The organism is Xanthomonas vasicola pv. musacearum NCPPB 4379, assembly GCF_000277895.2.
In the GTDB taxonomy this organism is placed as follows: Bacteria; Pseudomonadota; Gammaproteobacteria; order Xanthomonadales; family Xanthomonadaceae; genus Xanthomonas; species Xanthomonas vasicola.
Window position 1 is genome coordinate 1,793,586 of sequence record NZ_CP034655.1, and the last position, 15,689, is coordinate 1,809,274.

Here is a 15,689-nt window from a genome sequence, read left to right on the forward strand (position 1 = left end):
GAGCTTTGCTTGGATCTCACCCCCACCGGCAACCCGCAGGTTCGTCTTCGTAACATCGCGACAAGATCGGCGACGGCGTGGGCTCGAAGAAGATGGCGAAGACATCGAAGTATTGGAGTTATCACTCGACACTGCGCTGGCGATGATCTCACGGCCGAGATCGCCGACGCCAAGACCATCATGCTGCTGCAGTACGCCAAGTTGCATGGTGTGCTGGAGTGAGGTGCGCCCAGTCCACTCTGCCCAATATAGGTAAGTAGGCAAACGCGCAACGCGCGTATGCCCGGACTCTCGCTTAAGGGGCTCGTCTCAACACTTTGTCTCGATGTTCTAGTGGATTGCCGCTGTTGCAGTTATTGCCGTCTTGAGCTAATGAAAAGCTAGCTTGCTGCCCTTTCGAACCAGTTTCTTCGTTGATCCGAAATCCATACATATTCGGATTGAGCGAGAGATCGGAGACGTCGTTGCGCGAGAGAATCAGGCAATCGTCCCCATTCTTGTCGAGCCACCAAGGTCCGCGTTCGGTTGTGGTGGTCGTACTGCGTTGCGTTTCGGGCGCGATACATACCGTCTTCAAAATATATCGCCGGCTTTCCTTGTTTCCTTTGGCCTCAAGCCAGAGCTCTGCGCGAACGGCCTGGCACTGCACGTTGTCTGGGTGCAGCTTGCCGACATAGTGACCTGCAAGCAGGTGCTGCCTGCCCAGCGGCCATGCGGTGGGCGGGTCGTCTTGATTTGCGTTCTGCTCAGCGAGCGCTGTGCCCGCGCTGATAAATAAGAAAAATGACGTGATAGCTGCATACCCTTGCATCTTGCGAGTCTCCTTGACGTGCGGATGTGGTGTTGCGCGTGCACGCTTGATTGTAATGCCTTGCTGGTCAGGCTTCATTGCATGCAAGCGCACAATCATGTTGGTTGTACTTCCAGGTTCAACGCTTCCCACCAAAAATACTGCCGAAAATACCGCGCACGATCTGCTGGCCGATCTTGTTGCCCACCGTGCGCGAAGTCTGCTTGGCCATCGCTTCGAGCATGCCCTGGCGGCGGCTGGTGCCGAAGACTGCGTCCTTGACTGCCTGGCCGAAGCCGCTGTCGTGCGCATCGTCGTCTTCGCGGGTGCGAGCGGGTGGGGCAGCGCTGTGTTCGGTCACCTGTTCGACACGGCGTGCGAGCAGTTCTGCGGCCGATTCGCGATTGATGGCGGTGTCGTACCGCGTGCCGACCGGGCTGGTGGCGCGCACCTGTGCGCGCTCGGGTGCGGTGATCGATCCCATGCGGCAACGCGGTGGTGCGATCAGCGTCTGTTGCACCGGCGCCGGCACGCCCGTGCCCTGCAGCGGCGACACCAGCGCCTCGCCAGTGCCCAGGCTGGAGATGGCGGTGGCCACATCGAGCTTGGGATTGCCGACAAAGGTCTGCGCGGCGGTCTTGACCGCCTTTTGGTCGCGTGGGGTGTAGGCGCGCAATGCGTGCTGCACGCGGTTGCCGAGCTGGCCGAGGATATTGTCGGGAATGTCGTCTGGAAACTGCGAGCAGAAATACACGCCCACGCCCTTGGAACGAATCAGGCGCACCACCTGTTCGATGCGCTGTACCAGCGCAGGCGGCGCATCGTCGAACAGCAGGTGCGCCTCGTCGAACACGAACACCAACTTGGGTTGTTCCAGGTCGCCCACTTCGGGCAAACGTTCGAACAACTCCGACAATAGCCACAGCAGGAACGTGGAATACAGCTTCGGCTTGAGCACCAATTGGTTGGCAGCCAGGATGCCGATGACGCCGCGGCCATCGGGCGCCACGCGCATCAGCTCGGCCAGCTCCAATGCGGGCTCGCCAAAAAACTGCTCGCCGCCGTCCTGCGCTAGACGTAGTAAAGAACGCTGGATGGCGGCCACCGATTGGCTGGACACCAGCCCGTAACTGGTAGAGAGCTGCTTGCGTTCTTCGACGACCAGCGCCAGCAGCGCGCGCAGGTCGTCCAGATCCAGCAGCAGCAAACCACGGTCGTCGGCCAGCTTGAACACGATGTCGAGCACGCCGGACTGGGTGTCGTTGAGTTCCAGAATGCGCGCGAGCAGGGTGGGGCCCATCTCGCTGACGGTGGTACGCACCGGGTGCCCGAGCTGGCCGTACAGGTCCCAGAACACCACCGGGTTGGCGGCCGGGGCGTAGTCGGCAATGCCCATCTCTTTGGCGCGCTGCAGCACACCGGGCGCGCCATCGCCAGCGACGGCCAGGCCGGCGACGTCGCCTTTCACATCGGCCAGGAACACCGGCACGCCCAGCCGCGAGAAGCCTTCGGCCAGGGTCATCAAGGTCACGGTCTTGCCGGTGCCGGTGGCGCCGGCCACCAGCCCGTGGCGGTTGCCGAAGCGTCCTTCCAGCACAACCGGGATGTCGTCGGTGACGCCTTTGCCGAGCAGGAACGAGGCCATTGCGCAGATCCGGTGGGAAAGTTCGGATTCTAGCGGGCAATCCCGGCGGGCAATGCCAGCCTGCACATCAGCAGCTTCTGAGGCGGCAGCATCGATCAAACCGGCTGATCACGCACGCGCCACGCCGCAGCTGCAGGCTCAGTGACGCATCGTCGCGGGGAGCCGGTTTGCAGGTGCTGCATGCTTGGATCACTCGCCTCAAGCTAACGGCCCACTGACCCCGGCGACCCCGCCGCCTTGCCCCGGTGTCGCCCCGGCGGCTACCCTGCCTGCCTTTCCGCTGTACTGCCTACGATGCCGCTCGCTCATTTTGGTTTGCGCCCATGGCCGGTTCTGGTCGTGGTTGCGTTGATGTCTGTCGTCCCCGCCGCCCACGCTATCTCCAAACGCGACACGGAGAAGGCTGCCGCGCTCGATGCGCGCATGGCCGCCGCCGAAAAACGCTATCGCGATGCGCTGGTGCTGGTGAACAACTCCGACCCCAAGGGCACCGCCGAAGGCGATGCCGCGCTGGAGGACATGGAAGACATCATCGACGCCTGCATCAAGCAGCGCGGCTGCCTGGTTTCCAATCAATTGGCCACCTACAAGCGCCTGCTCAAGGCGCGCGCCGATGCCGAAGCGCCGGCGGCTGAAGATCCGGAAGACGACGACACGCTGCTGCAAGCCGACCCGGACCATCTTGGCCCGGCGTCGAACGGCGTGCCCGAGGCCGCGCGTGCTTCCACGCTGCTCAACGACCAGCGCCACGACTTCGACAAGATGGTGCAGTACAACCCGGCCGTGCAGGCCGGCATCCGGCGCTGGCTTACCGATATGCGCCCGGCGCTGCTCACCAGCTATGAGAACTACAGCAACCTGCGCGGGGTGATGTGGCCGGAATGGCAGAAGCGCGGCCTTCCCGAGGCGCTGCTGTTCGGCATCATGGCCAAGGAATCCAATGGCAAGGTGCACGCCAGCTCGCGCGCGGGCGCGGCCGGGCTGATGCAGTTCATGCCGGCCACCGGGCGTCGCTTCGGGCTGGGTCCGGACGGCACCGGCTTCGACACGCGTTTTGATGCACGCAGCGCCGCCGAAGCCAGCGCCGCCTATCTCAATGAGCGCATGGCCGAGCTCAACCGCAGCATCGAACTGGCGCTGGCCGCCTACAACGGTGGCGAAGGCCGTGCTGCGCGCGTGTTCTCGCAGAGCGGTGGGCGCGGCTTCTGGGATCAGGACGTCTACAACCAGTTCCCGGCCGAAACCAAGGACTACGTGCCGATGGTGATTGCGGCGGCGTGGATCTTCCTGCACCCGCGCCAGTACGGTGTGGACTTTCCCAAGCTCGATGCGCAGCCGGCCACACTCAAGCTGGCCAAGTCGACCACCATCTACGAACTCACCATCTGCCTGGGTAGCATGGGCACGCGCGACGGCTACATGCGTGCGCTGCGCAACCTCAATCCGCGCTATGAATCCGATGGCTGGATTCCGGCCGGCACCGTCATCAACGCCACCAACCGCATCGCCAGCCTTTACACGCGTTACTGCGTTAACGGCCCGCGCGCGGATCTGGCTCGCACGCTGATCACTGCCGATCTCAATAACGCAATCGTCCGCAGCAGTAGTGCGCCCGAATACGTGCCAAGCGTGGCGGTGGGCGATGTCAGCCAGATGGCCGGCGTACCGACCACCGTGGCCACCGGCAAACCTGTGGTGGCCAAGCCCAAGGCCAAGCAGGTGCGCAACTACACCATTGCCAAGGGCGACACGCTCGGCCGCGTCGCGCAGAAGTACCAATGCGAGATCAAGGAACTGGCGAAGGCCAACGGCTTGAAAGCGCCCTCGTACGCGCTCAAGCCGGGGCAGAGCATCAAGCTGGCGGGTTGCGACCGCTGAACCTGCGCAGGCGGTGCCGTGCTGGTAGTCGAGTCCTGCAACAGCGGTGCGTCTGGCCTGTACGCGCTGCCGTAGGAGCGGACCCGGCCGCGACGAAGCCGTCCCGGTAGCCCCGCCTGGGCGGTGTGTTCTCAATCGAAGGCTGGAAGACGGCGCGTGGATGCAAGACGAGTCGTCGGGAATGCGTCTTCGCGGTCAGGTCCGCTCCTACGACGGCATCGCTGCAATCCGCCGGCGAAATGCAAGTGTCTGACCGGGGCGGACGGACGTTTCTGCAGTGAGTTCGCCGTCGAGCATTGCGACACACTGCGGCAGCAAGACAATCCCGCTTCGAACCGTATGGACGCGCCGTGCCTCACTCAAATGACGCGCCTAGACGCCGGACGGGCCGCTGCGCGTCAGCGCATTTGCCAGCGTGGGAGCGCTTGACCCAGCCGAACCGATGTCTCTGCTGCAGGTCTTCCGTCGAGCTTGGCCACACCCGGCGGCAGCAACACGGTGGAGCCGTAATTCAAGCGCGCCACGCCTGATTGCAATGATGCGCCTGAATGCCGGACGCGCCGCTGCGCGTCAGCCAGGCTGACGACGTGCGAGTGCCTGGCCAAGCCGGACCGACGTTTCGGAACCAAGTCCGCCATCAAGCTTCGCCACACCTGGCGGCAGCAATACGATCACCGTAGAGCCGTAGTTGAAGCGCGCCATCTCCGCAAACCTCTCCAGCACGATGCCCTTGCCGCGGTAATCCTTGCGCGTGATGCGGTCGCCATAGCGCGGAATCTCCACGCCGCTCCACACCGTCTCCACGCCGGAAACCAGGAGCGCACCCACCATCACCGAGGCCATCGGGCCGAAGTCGGTGTCGAAGTGGCACACCAGCCGCTCGTTGCGCGCGAACAGGCGCGGCACGTTGCGCACTGCATCCGGGCCCACGCTGAACAGCCGGCCCGGCACGTGCACGGTTTCACGCAAGGTGCCGGTCCACGGCATATGCACGCGGTGGTAGTCCTTGGGCGACAGGTACACGGTGGCGAACAGGCCGTTGTTGAACGGCACTGCCGCGGCTTCGTCACCGAGCAATTCGGCAGCAGTGAATGATTGCCCCTTGGCCTGGAAAATGCGGCCGTTTTCAATCGAGCCGAGCTGGCTGATGCGGCCGTCGGCCGGCATCAGCAATGCTGCTGGGTCGGCGTCCGGCACGCGTGCGCCGGGCTTCAAGGCGCGGGTGAAAAACGCGTTGAAGGTGGGATAGGCGCGCGGATCCGGCTCCTGCGCTTCGCTCAGGTCCACGCCGAACTTGCGCGTCACCGTGTCGATCAACCACTGCTTGGTGGACGGTGTCTCGGAATAGGCCAGCGCGCGCGCCAGCGAAGACAACAACCGGTGCGGCAGCACGTAGGTCAGGGAAGTGACAAGACTCACGGTGCAGTTACCTTGGTCAGCTGTTGGAGGTCGGCGGCAATCGCCTTCGGATCGAGCGGGGGACGGATCAGCCCGGCCAGGTGGCCCTGCGGATCTAGAACAGCGATGCCGGCCGAATGATCCATGCTGTAGTCGTTGGGATTCTGCGCGTAGCCCTTACCCGGCACCTTCTGGAACACAAAGCCCAGCGCGGCGGCAAAGCGTTCCAGCGCCGGCACGTCCGCGGTCGCGGCCAGGGTGTCCTTGTGGAAGGCGTGCGCATACTCGCCCAGTCGCGCCGGCGGGTCGCGCTGCGGGTCCACCGAGACGAACAGCACGCGCGGGCGCAAGCCGTCGGGAATGCTTTCCCATTGCTGCTGTGCCACTGCCAGATCGGTCAAGGTGGTCGGGCAGACATCCGGGCAGAAGGTGAAGCCTAGAAACACCAGCGTCCAATGCCCCTTGAGCTCGCCGGGCACCAACTGGGTGCCGTCGGATTGGCGCAGGCTGAATTGCGGCAGCGGGCGCGGCTGCGGATAAAACGTGATGGTCTTGGTGGGCGGCCATGGCGAACTGGGCGCGTCGCCAAGGAACTTCTGGCCCAGCAGCATCCCCAGGCCAGCGGCCAGCGCCACCAGTAGCACGATGCCGGTATTGCGATTGAACATGGCGGTTTCCAGTGCAACGGACGCTCATGATACCGATCCGACCTTTATAATCGGGGGCCGATTCCTCTTTAGTTGTTGCCATGACTGCCGCCGCGGCCGACGAACTGCACACCATCATCGACCTGATCCGCTACGGCACCAGCCGTTTCAACGCAGCCGGTCTGACCTTCGGCCACAGCTACGACAATGCGCTGGACGAAGCCACCCAGCTGGTCCTGCACGGCCTGCATCTGCCGCACGATCTGGGCCCGGCCTACGGCCAGGCGCGTTTGCTGCGCTCGGAAAAAGAGCAGGTGCTCGGCTTGTTCGAGCGTCGCATCGCCGAGCGCGTGCCGGCCGCCTACCTCACTGGCGAGGCCTGGTTTGCCGGCCTGAGTTTCAAGAGCGATGCGCGCGCCCTGGTGCCGCGTTCGCCGATCGCCGAATTGATCGAAGCCGGCTTCGAGCCCTGGCTGGGCGGCCGTGAAGTGACCCGCGCGCTCGACCTGTGCACCGGTTCGGGCTGTATTGCCATTGCGATGGGCCACTACAACCCGCAGTGGGATGTGGACGGCGTGGACATCAGCGACGATGCCCTGGCGCTGGCTGCTGAAAACAAGGCGCGCCTGCATGCCGACAACGTCAGCTTGCTCAAGTCGGACCTGTTCACCGGGTTGGGCGGTCGCCAGTACGACCTGATCGTCACCAATCCGCCATACGTCACCAATGACGAAACCGACGCGCTGCCGCAGGAGTATTCCTACGAGCCCGAACTTGGCCTGCGCGCCGGCGACGATGGTCTGGACCTGGTGCTGAAAATCCTGCGCGACGCGCCGCAGCATCTGAGCGAAGACGGTTTGCTGATTTGCGAAGTGGGCGAATCCGAGCAGCATCTGATCAAGCTGCTGCCGGAAGTGGACTTGGCCTGGGTCGAGTTCAAGGTAGGGCAGATGGGCATCTTCGCGGTGGAATGCCGCGAATTGATCGCCCACGGCGAACGCATCGCCGAGCTGGCCGCGCAGCGATGAGCCTGCGCGCATGAGTGCCAATGCGTTCGGTAAGCTGTTCACCGTCACCACCTTTGGCGAATCACACGGGCCGGCGATCGGTTGCGTGGTCGATGGCTGCCCTCCCGGCCTGGAGATTGCGCCGGAAGAGTTCACCCACGATCTGCAGCGTCGTGCCAGCGGCAAGAGCCGGCACACCTCGGCGCGCCGCGAGGCCGATGAGATCGAGATCCTGTCCGGCGTGTACGAAGGCCGCACCACCGGCACGCCGATCGGCTTGCTGATCCGCAATACCGATCAGCGCAGCAAGGACTACAGCAATATCGCCCAGCAGTTCCGTCCCGGCCATGCGGATTACACCTATTGGCAGAAGTACGGCATCCGCGATCCGCGCGGCGGCGGGCGTTCGTCGGCGCGCGAAACCACCATGCGTGTGGCCGCGGGCGTCATCGCCAAGAAGTGGCTCAAGCAGCGTTATGGCGTGCTGGTGCGCGGTTTTCTGTCGCAGTTGGGCGACATCCGCCCGAACGGTTTCGACTGGGATGCGGTGGAAGACAACCCGTTTTTCTGGCCGCATGCCGAGCAGGTGCGGGAGCTGGAAACCTACATGGACGCGCTGCGCAAATCCGGCGATTCGGTCGGCGCGCGCGTGGACGTGGTGGCCGGCGGCGTCCCGGCAGGCTGGGGCGAGCCGATCTACGGCAAGCTCGATGCCGAACTTGCGGCGGCGTTGATGAGCATCAATGCGGTCAAGGGCGTGGAGATCGGCGACGGCTTCGCCAGCGCGGCGCAGAAGGGCACCGAGCACCGCGACCTGATCACTCCGGAAGGCTTTCGCAGCAACCATGCCGGCGGCATTTTGGGCGGCATTTCTACCGGCCAGGCGGTCACCGCCTCGATGGTGCTCAAGCCAACCTCCAGCTTGCGCCTGCCTGGCGCAACGGTGGATGCCGATGGCAGTGTGGTCGATGTCATCACCACCGGCCGGCACGACCCCTGCGTAGGCATCCGCGCCACGCCGATCGCCGAGGCGATGATGGCGCTGGTGTTGATGGACCAGGCACTGCGCCACCGCGCGCAGTGCGGCGATGTTGGCGAGATCTCGCCGCGCATTCCCGGTCAGGTCGATGTCTGACGCGCGTCGCGCCAAGGTGTGGGTCAGCCAGCCGCTGTTCGACGATGTCGTCGCGCAGCTGGGCGAGCATTTCGAACTGACCACCACCGAGCGCGTCAGTGCGTATTCGCCGGCCGAGCTGGCCGCGCACTTGGCGCCACTGGACGGTGCCCTGATCACCCTCAACGAGCGCATCGGCGCTGCCGAAATCGCCGCGGCGCCGCGGCTGTCTGCGATCGCCAATGTTGGCGTGGGCTACAACAATCTGGATCTGGATGCGCTGAGCGCCGCTGGCATCCTTGCCAGCAATACGCCGGATGTGCTCACCGAAACCACCGCCGATCTGGGCTTTGCGTTGTTGATGGCCACCGCGCGTCGCCTCACCGAATCCGAGCGCTGGCTGCGCGACGGGCAATGGGGGCAATGGTCGTTCAAGACCATGCTCGGTGCCGATATCCATGGCAGCACGCTCGGCATTCTGGGTATGGGCCGGATCGGGCAGGGCATCGCACGGCGCGGAGCGCACGGTTTCGGCATGCGCGTGCTGTATCACAACCGCAGCCAGTTGCCGGCCGCCACCGAACAGGCGCTGGGCGCGCAGTACGTCGATTTCGATACCTTGCTGGCGCAGTCCGATCACCTGGTGCTGGTGTTGCCGTACACCAAGGACTCGCACCACATCATCGACGCAGCGGCGCTGGGCAAGATGCGCGCCACTGCCACGTTGGTGAACATTGCGCGCGGCGGCATCGTCGATGAGCTGGCGCTGACCGATGCGCTCGCGAACGGGCGACTGGCCGGTGCCGGTCTGGATGTGTACGAAGGCGAACCCCGCGTGCGTCCGGAGTTGCTGGCGCTGCACAACGTCGTTCTTACGCCGCATATCGGCAGTGCCAGCCTGGCCACGCGCCGCGCGATGGTGCAGCTGGCGGTGGACAACCTGATCGCTGCGCTGGGCAAAGGCCCGCATGCCGGCCATCCGCCGAGCGCGCTCAATGCCGATGCGGTTGCCGCTGCCAAACACGGCGGTACCGACGCGGACGCGAAAAAAACCGGCGTCACCGGCAGCATTTCGACCAAACGATAGGGAACCTCCGCGGCCAGCGTTGGAGGTTCCCCGAACCCAGCGCGCAGTGCTTCCTCTTTCCCCTTTCGATAAAGACAAACCTCATGAGCAACGAAAACCGTCGTTTCAACGTCGCGGTCGTGGGCGCCACCGGCGCTGTTGGCGAGACCATGCTGAGCATTCTGGCCGAGCGCAACTTCCCGGTCGCCACCCTGTATGCACTGGCGTCGTCGCGCTCGGCGGGCGGGCAGGTCGAGTTCAATGGCGGTAAGGTCGATGTGCTGGATCTGGCCGACTTCAACCCGACCGGCGTGGACATCGCGCTGTTCTCCGCAGGCGGCAGCGTGTCCAAGGAATACGGCCCCAAGTTCGCCGCGGCCGGTGCGGTGGTGATCGATAACTCGTCGGCGTTCCGCTACGACGACGACGTGCCGCTGGTGGTCTCCGAGGTCAACCCGGAAGCGCTCAAGCAGCGCCCGCGCGGCATCATCGCCAATCCCAATTGCTCGACCATGCAGATGCTGGTGGCGCTAGGCCCGATCCATCGCACCTACGGCATTGAGCGCATCAATGTGGCGACCTACCAGTCGGTCTCCGGCGGCGGGCGTTCGGCGATGGAAGAACTGGGCAAGCAGACCAGCGAGCTGCTGAGCTTCCAGGAAATCGACCCGCAGCGGTTCCCGGTGCAGATTGCCTTCAACCTGATCCCGCACATCGACGACTTCCAGGACAACGGCTACACCAAGGAAGAGATGAAGCTGGTCTGGGAAACCCGCAAGATCCTCGGCGACGACAGCATCCAGGTGAACCCCACTGCGGTGCGTGTGCCGGTGTTCTACGGCCATTCTGAAGCGGTGGCGATCGAAACCCGCGACAAGATCACCGTGGAAGCGGCGCGCGCGCTGCTGGAAGCATCGCCCGGCGTGGAAGTGGTGGACGAGCGCGCCCCCGGCGGCTACCCGACGCCGGTCACGCACGCCTCCGGCAAGGACGCGGTGTTCGTCGGCCGCATCCGTGAGGACTTCTCGCACCCGCGTGGTCTGAACCTGTGGATCGTCTCCGACAACATCCGTAAGGGCGCTGCGCTCAACGCCGTGCAGCTGGCCGAACTGGTCGCCCAGGAAGGCTAAGAACTGCTGTACTAACGAATGCGCAGCGGCCATCTGGCCGCGCGGTGCTCGGGTTCGGCATGTGCCAAGCGGACGTTGCGGTTGCTGTGCGTCGTCCTCACCCGCATGACGACTGTTCGCTGCGTTTTGTTAGCTGCTCCAAGCGGCCTTGCACCTGCAGGCGCGCGCGATGATGCTTCCTTGGGAGGCATCACCGTGCGCAAGCGCTCCCGCAGGTTGCACGCCAGCGCGTTGAAGATGGCTCCAGCCCTCAACAACTCGGGTCCAACCTGCAGGCGCGTGGTCATCGCGCGCCTGCAGGCATGCGCTAACTGCGCGTATCGCTGCATATCGAATAACCCCGGACGTGGGCGAAGTGGGCATGATTGCGCCGCGCCGCAGTCCTGATGCCGGCTTCTCTCACTCCGTTGCCGACTCTGCAGCGATCCGACAGCGCCAGCACCGGTGCGTCCGATGGTGTCACCCACTCGGTTTTTTGCACTATGCAAGCCACGGATGAACCACCGCGCGCGTGATATCTATCGCAGCGTTGTCGCCGATCTGTACGCGCTGTCTACATCGACCGCACATGCATGCCGCACTGCGGCAGTGGCGCCGTCACAGCGCTCTGCATCACAGCGCCGACTTTTTCGCTCATCCAGCGGCTATATTGATGCCCATGAAAGATAGGGGCGGGGGCGCGATGCGTCCGATACAAGGGATAGGTGCGTTGCTGCTGATGGCTTGCAGCGGCGCTGCCATGGCGTTGGGGTTGGGCGATATCCGGGTGCTGTCCAAGCCCGGGCAACCGCTGGTGGCCGAGATTCCGGTCATCTCCAACGAGCCGGGCGAACTCGACAACGCGCGCGTGGCGCTGGCATCGGCCACCACGTTTGCGCGGGTCGGTCTGGAACGCCCGCAAGGCCTGGTCGGCAATCTGCAGTTCCAGTTCGCGCAGGACGCGCGTGGGCGTGCGGTGATCCGCGTGACCAGCAGCCAGGCGGTGGACCAGCCGGCGATCAACTTCCTGATCGAAGTGGAGTGGGACCAGGGCCGGCTGGTGCGCGAATATTCCGCCTTGGTCGATGCACCCAGCACCGCTGCCGCGATCGCCGAGCCGGCCATCCAGGCGCCGCGCGCTGGTGCCAGCAACGCCATCACGCGCGAGCCGGCAGCTGCGCCGGTTGCCAACCGCGATGCACAGGACACCGCCAGAACCGAGCCCGCGGCACGCGCAGCCGCCAGTGCGCCGCCCGCGTCTGCCACGCAGGCCGGCGATGCGTTGCCGGCCGTACGCTCGGGCCAGACCTTGTCGGAGATTGCCGCGGTGGTGGCGCGTTCCAGCGGGCATTCGCTGGACCAGACCATGCTGGCCTTGCTGCGCACCAATCCGGATGCCTTCATCAACGGCAACATCAACCGCCTGAAGCAGGGCGCGGTGTTGCGCACCCCGCAGGAAGACGCGCTGGCGCAGGTCGGCGCGGCCGAAGCGGAGGTGATGGTGCGCGAGCAGGCTGCGCAGTGGCGGCAGGCACGCTCGGCGGTGCCGCAACCGGCCGAAGCCGGCGCTGCTGCCCCTACAACCCCGCCACCCGCCATGTCAGCCGCAGCGGCCGGTGGCGGTGCGCGGCTCGAAATCGCCCCTGCAGTGGCGAGTCAGACCAACAAGGCCGGCGTCACGTCCGGTACCAGTGCCGAAGTCGAGGGCGAGATGGCGGCCAACCAACAGTTGCAACATGCCAAGGAAGACATCGCCACCCGCGATGCGGAATTGCAGGATCTGCGCACCCGCGTGGCCGACCTGGAAAAGCTCAAGCAGCAACAGCAAGCGCTGATCGCAATGAAGGACACCGATCTGGCGGCCGCACAAAAGCGCCTGTCAGAAGCGCCGGCGGCCGCGCAACAAGGCAGTGGTTTTCCAATGTGGTTGATCGGTGGGCTGGTGTTGATCGTCGCTGCCGTGGTGGCGTGGCTGGCTGCGCGTCGTCGCAAACCGTCGCCGCTGCCACCGTTGCCGCGCCGGCAGTACGACTTCGTCCTGCCTGGCGCGCCGACGCAGACCGCCGAGCCGCAAGACGAAGCCCAGGCCACCGAGCCGAGCGAACGCGATGTGCTGCACGAGACCGAATTCGAGCCGGCAGATCTGCGCGAAGACGAGCGCGCACATGAGGCACATCAACCGTTATCGGACGTGCTGCGCCGCGAGCCGCTGCTATCCGCGCCGGCCGCTGCGCCGGCGGCGATCAATAGCGACGACTGGCGCGCGCTGCGTGCCACGCCGCCAGTGGTGGTGACAGAACCGCAGCATATTGCGCCGGTTGACGAGTCGTCTCAGTACGCGGCGCGCGATTCGGTGGAGGTGCACCACGCAGACGTGGAGCCCACGATCAGCGACGTGCCATCCGCAGCTGCAGCCGCACCGATCGCCACGCAGGACAGCGTGGATTTCGATAGCCCGCCGGTGGCACCGAGTGCGACACCCAATACGACCACCAGCCGGGACTTCGCCTCGGCCGGGCGCGATCGCCTGGAACTGGCGTTGGCCTATATGGACCTGGGCGACAAGGACACCGCGCGCGGCTTGCTGCTGGAAGTTGCAGCCACCGGCAATGACGTCACCCGCGCTGAAGCCGCCGAGCTGCTGGAACGCCTGGCATGAGCCCGGCAATCGACCATCTGGCCCTACAGGAAAGTGCTGCACGCGAGCGCCGGATCGACTACGTGGAGTTCGCCTCGGTCGATCCGGACGGCAGCCGCGCGTTTTTCGAAACGGTGTTCGGTTGGCAATTTCAGGCCTATGGCCCGGATTATCTGGCCTTCAATGACGGCCGCCTGGACGGCGGCTTCTACCGCACCTCCGCGCCAGCGCCGGCCGAAGGTGGCCCATTGGTGGTGCTGTATGCCGATGACCTGGCGCCGGTGCTCGAGCGCGTGCGTGTTGCGGGCGGAGAGATCGTCAAGCCGGTGTTCGGCTTCCCCGGCGGCAGCCGCTTTCACTTCCGCGAGCCCGGGGGCACCACCTTGGCCGTGTGGTCCGAGCGCAGCGTCGCATCCAACGACTAACAACTCGCCTGCGCGCTGACTGCACGCGCGCTGCTCGGCATCGGACATTGCTGCTCGTACACTTCACGTTCTCCGCAGTGGCGGGGCCGTGCCGACCATCGCCTGCGATGGAACGATCTGCATGACCGGTGCGCGGATTTCATCCAATCACTGAGAGGCAGGTACCGATGCGTTACGCGCTGGGCGTGGAGTACGACGGCAGCGAGTTCCAAGGCTGGCAGCAGTTGGGCGAGCATGGCGGCCCGAGTGTGCAGGCCAGCCTGCAGGCGGCATTGTCGTCGGTCGCCGATGGGCAGGTGCAGGTGATCTGCGCCGGTCGCACCGACGCGGGCGTGCATGGCGAATGCCAGGTGGTGCATTTCGACAGCGACGCACGCCGCGAGCCGCGCGGCTGGATGCTGGGCACCACGGCGCGTCTGCCGCCGTCGATCGCCGTGCGCTGGTGCGTCCCAGTAGCCGATGACTTCCATGCGCGTTTTTCCGCGCGCGCACGTCGTTATCGCTATCGCCTGCTCAATCGGCAGATTCGTCCGGCGCTGTATCGGCAGACCGTGAGCTGGGAGCGTCGCCCGCTCGATGCCGATGCCATGCATGCGGCAGCGCAGGCCTTGTTAGGCGAGAACGACTTCAGCGCATTCCGCAGCGTGCAGTGCCAGGCGTTGCATGCGCGCCGCAACTTGCAGGCCATCCATGTGCAGCGCATCGGCGAGGTGGTGGAGGTGCAGGTGCAGGCCAATGCATTCCTTCATCACATGGTGCGGAATATTGTGGGCTCGCTGATTTTGGTCGGTACCGGCGAGCGGCCGGCCGACTGGATCGCGACGTTGCTCGCCGGACGCGACCGCACTGTGGCCGGCCAGACAGCGCCGCCACAAGGTCTGGTATTCATCGGGCCTCTGTATCCTGCAGAGTGGCATCTGCCTGCTGAGGTGACCCAATGAATCGATCGCTGTACCGCACCCGTATCAAGTTCTGTGGCATGACCCGCGCCGGCGATATCCGGCTGGCCGGGGAGCTGGGTGTGGACGCGGTAGGTTTCATCTTTGCGCATGGCAGCCCGCGGCGCGTGGCACCGGCCGAGGCGCGCGCGATGCGCCAGGCCACCGCACCGATGGTCGATGTGGTGGCGTTGTTCCGCAACAACTCTAAGGAAGAAGTGCGCGAAGTGGTGCGCACCGTGCGCCCGACCTTGCTGCAATTCCACGGCGAAGAAGACGACGCGTTCTGCCGTAGTTTCAATCTGCCGTATCTCAAGGCGATACCGATGGGCAGCACCGGCGTAAATGGCGAAGATGCCAACGCGCGCACGCTGCAGTTGGCTTACCCAAATACCGCCGGTTTTTTGTTCGATAGCCATGCGCCCGGCGCGGGCGGCGGCACTGGCAAGACCTTCGATTGGTCACGCTTGCCCACCGGCCTGCATCGTCCGTTTCTGCTGGCCGGTGGCATCAACGCCGACAACGTATTCGACGCCATTGTGGCTACGCTGCCTTGGGGCGTGGATGTCTCCAGCGGTGTGGAGTTGGCGCCCGGCATCAAGGATGGTCACAAGATGCGCAAGTTCGTTGAAGAAGTGCGGCGGGCGGATTGTCACGAGATGTCGTGAGTGGTGGGAACGGTGATTTGGGATTCGTAACAGCATGCGCGTCACGCGGCGGTTTGTTGGGATTTGGCGAGTTTGCCAAGTGCGTAAGCGTTGGCATGCTTTTCTAATTCCGAATTCCGGTTAACGATCAGCGATTAGCGACGTCCCCGCACATGAGTGTTTAGCTCGTTTGACCAGGCTGCAGTTGCTTCACTTGAGGCGACTCCGCTGGCCATTGCGCGCTAGGTCATGTTCCTGCAGTGCGCGCCGTTACGCGCGTTTTTGCGCCGCCTTGCTCGCTGTGTCGATGTGTGGCGTGTCCGCTCGGCACGCAGAGCTTTCGGCGGTGCACGTGCTCGTAAACACCTGTTGGTTAGCGATGCAGCG

At 64.7% G+C, this 15,689-nt stretch carries 13 protein-coding genes, 1 other RNA gene and 2 pseudogenes; 11 read left to right on the top strand and 5 right to left on the bottom strand.

Going from position 1 to position 15,689, the window contains the following annotated elements:
* Positions 1 to 79: 79 nt before the first annotated feature.
* Positions 80 to 222 (top strand): annotated as a pseudogene (locus tag KWO_RS22530) (GDP-mannose pyrophosphatase); the annotation flags it as partial.
* Positions 223 to 295: 73 nt separating this feature from the next.
* Here the strand turns inward: KWO_RS22530 and KWO_RS08405 are convergent.
* Positions 296 to 910: a hypothetical protein gene (locus tag KWO_RS08405; RefSeq protein ID WP_010366701.1), complete on the bottom strand. Its 615-nt coding sequence runs from the start codon at positions 908 to 910 to the stop codon at positions 296 to 298.
* A 19-nt stretch (positions 911 to 929) separates the two neighbouring features.
* Entirely contained in the window at positions 930 to 2,435 is a 1,506-nt protein-coding gene (locus KWO_RS08410) for a helicase HerA-like domain-containing protein (protein WP_017113386.1), read from the bottom strand.
* A gap of 294 nt (positions 2,436 to 2,729) precedes the next feature.
* Here KWO_RS08410 and KWO_RS08415 point away from each other — a divergent pair, with 294 nt between their 5' ends.
* The gene (locus KWO_RS08415) at positions 2,730 to 4,313 is read left to right on the top strand and encodes a transglycosylase SLT domain-containing protein (RefSeq protein WP_010379392.1); all 1,584 of its coding nucleotides are present in this window, start codon (positions 2,730 to 2,732) and stop codon (positions 4,311 to 4,313) included.
* A 398-nt stretch (positions 4,314 to 4,711) separates the two neighbouring features.
* On the opposite strand, the pseudogene KWO_RS08420 reads toward KWO_RS08415, so the two are convergent.
* The 3 genes and pseudogenes from KWO_RS08420 to KWO_RS08430 all read right to left on the bottom strand — a co-directional run.
* Positions 4,712 to 4,837, bottom strand: a pseudogene (locus tag KWO_RS08420) (phosphatidylserine decarboxylase); the annotation flags it as partial.
* A gap of 46 nt (positions 4,838 to 4,883) precedes the next feature.
* Positions 4,884 to 5,732: an archaetidylserine decarboxylase gene (asd, locus tag KWO_RS08425; protein WP_010366694.1), complete on the bottom strand. Its 849-nt coding sequence runs from the start codon at positions 5,730 to 5,732 to the stop codon at positions 4,884 to 4,886.
* The gene (locus tag KWO_RS08430) at positions 5,729 to 6,379 is read right to left on the bottom strand and encodes an SCO family protein (protein ID WP_010366692.1); all 651 of its coding nucleotides are present in this window, start codon (positions 6,377 to 6,379) and stop codon (positions 5,729 to 5,731) included. The genes asd and KWO_RS08430 overlap by 4 nt, the downstream gene beginning before the upstream one ends.
* Before the next feature lie 80 nt (positions 6,380 to 6,459).
* Here KWO_RS08430 and prmB point away from each other — a divergent pair, with 80 nt between their 5' ends.
* The 9 genes from prmB to KWO_RS08475 all read left to right on the top strand — a co-directional run bounded on the left by prmB (position 6,460) and on the right by KWO_RS08475 (position 15,323).
* Positions 6,460 to 7,386 carry a 50S ribosomal protein L3 N(5)-glutamine methyltransferase gene (prmB, locus tag KWO_RS08435; protein ID WP_010379387.1) on the top strand — a complete coding sequence of 309 codons (927 nt, stop codon included), beginning with the start codon at positions 6,460 to 6,462 and terminating at the stop codon, positions 7,384 to 7,386.
* A gap of 10 nt (positions 7,387 to 7,396) precedes the next feature.
* Positions 7,397 to 8,500: a chorismate synthase gene (gene aroC, locus KWO_RS08440; protein ID WP_010366687.1), complete on the top strand. Its 1,104-nt coding sequence runs from the start codon at positions 7,397 to 7,399 to the stop codon at positions 8,498 to 8,500.
* Positions 8,493 to 9,566 carry a 2-hydroxyacid dehydrogenase gene (locus KWO_RS08445; protein ID WP_010379384.1) on the top strand — a complete coding sequence of 358 codons (1,074 nt, stop codon included), beginning with the start codon at positions 8,493 to 8,495 and terminating at the stop codon, positions 9,564 to 9,566. Before aroC ends, KWO_RS08445 begins: the two co-directional genes overlap by 8 nt.
* Before the next feature lie 83 nt (positions 9,567 to 9,649).
* Positions 9,650 to 10,675: an aspartate-semialdehyde dehydrogenase gene (locus KWO_RS08450; RefSeq protein ID WP_010379382.1), complete on the top strand. Its 1,026-nt coding sequence runs from the start codon at positions 9,650 to 9,652 to the stop codon at positions 10,673 to 10,675.
* A gap of 59 nt (positions 10,676 to 10,734) precedes the next feature.
* Positions 10,735 to 10,810: non-coding RNA, sX9 sRNA (locus KWO_RS08455), on the top strand.
* Between the two features lie 547 nt (positions 10,811 to 11,357).
* Complete coding sequence (locus KWO_RS08460) at positions 11,358 to 13,313, top strand: type IV pilus assembly protein FimV (protein WP_017113385.1); 1,956 nt, start codon at positions 11,358 to 11,360, stop codon at positions 13,311 to 13,313.
* Positions 13,310 to 13,717, top strand: coding sequence for a VOC family protein (locus KWO_RS08465; protein ID WP_010379378.1), 408 nt, complete (start codon positions 13,310 to 13,312; stop codon positions 13,715 to 13,717). Before KWO_RS08460 ends, KWO_RS08465 begins: the two co-directional genes overlap by 4 nt.
* 167 nt (positions 13,718 to 13,884) lie before the next feature.
* Positions 13,885 to 14,658 (top strand): tRNA pseudouridine(38-40) synthase TruA, encoded by a 774-nt coding sequence (gene truA / locus KWO_RS08470; RefSeq protein WP_010379376.1) that lies wholly within the window; start codon positions 13,885 to 13,887, stop codon positions 14,656 to 14,658.
* Entirely contained in the window at positions 14,655 to 15,323 is a 669-nt protein-coding gene (locus tag KWO_RS08475; protein WP_010366669.1) for a phosphoribosylanthranilate isomerase, read from the top strand. Before truA ends, KWO_RS08475 begins: the two co-directional genes overlap by 4 nt.
* The last annotated feature ends 366 nt before the right edge of the window (positions 15,324 to 15,689 follow it).

Coding starts and splice junctions, on each gene's coding strand:
- truA (WP_010379376.1), top strand. CDS start 13,885: ATGCGTTACGCGCTGGGCGTGGAGTACGACGGCAGCGAGTTCCAAGGC.
- prmB (WP_010379387.1), top strand. CDS start 6,460: ATGACTGCCGCCGCGGCCGACGAACTGCACACCATCATCGACCTGATC.
- KWO_RS08415 (WP_010379392.1), top strand. CDS start 2,730: ATGCCGCTCGCTCATTTTGGTTTGCGCCCATGGCCGGTTCTGGTCGTG.
- KWO_RS08460 (WP_017113385.1), top strand. CDS start 11,358: ATGCGTCCGATACAAGGGATAGGTGCGTTGCTGCTGATGGCTTGCAGC.
- KWO_RS08475 (WP_010366669.1), top strand. CDS start 14,655: ATGAATCGATCGCTGTACCGCACCCGTATCAAGTTCTGTGGCATGACC.
- KWO_RS08465 (WP_010379378.1), top strand. CDS start 13,310: ATGAGCCCGGCAATCGACCATCTGGCCCTACAGGAAAGTGCTGCACGC.
- aroC (WP_010366687.1), top strand. CDS start 7,397: ATGAGTGCCAATGCGTTCGGTAAGCTGTTCACCGTCACCACCTTTGGC.
- KWO_RS08450 (WP_010379382.1), top strand. CDS start 9,650: ATGAGCAACGAAAACCGTCGTTTCAACGTCGCGGTCGTGGGCGCCACC.
- KWO_RS08445 (WP_010379384.1), top strand. CDS start 8,493: ATGTCTGACGCGCGTCGCGCCAAGGTGTGGGTCAGCCAGCCGCTGTTC.
- KWO_RS08410 (WP_017113386.1), bottom strand. CDS start 2,435: ATGGCCTCGTTCCTGCTCGGCAAAGGCGTCACCGACGACATCCCGGTT.
- KWO_RS08405 (WP_010366701.1), bottom strand. CDS start 910: ATGATTGTGCGCTTGCATGCAATGAAGCCTGACCAGCAAGGCATTACA.
- KWO_RS08430 (WP_010366692.1), bottom strand. CDS start 6,379: ATGTTCAATCGCAATACCGGCATCGTGCTACTGGTGGCGCTGGCCGCT.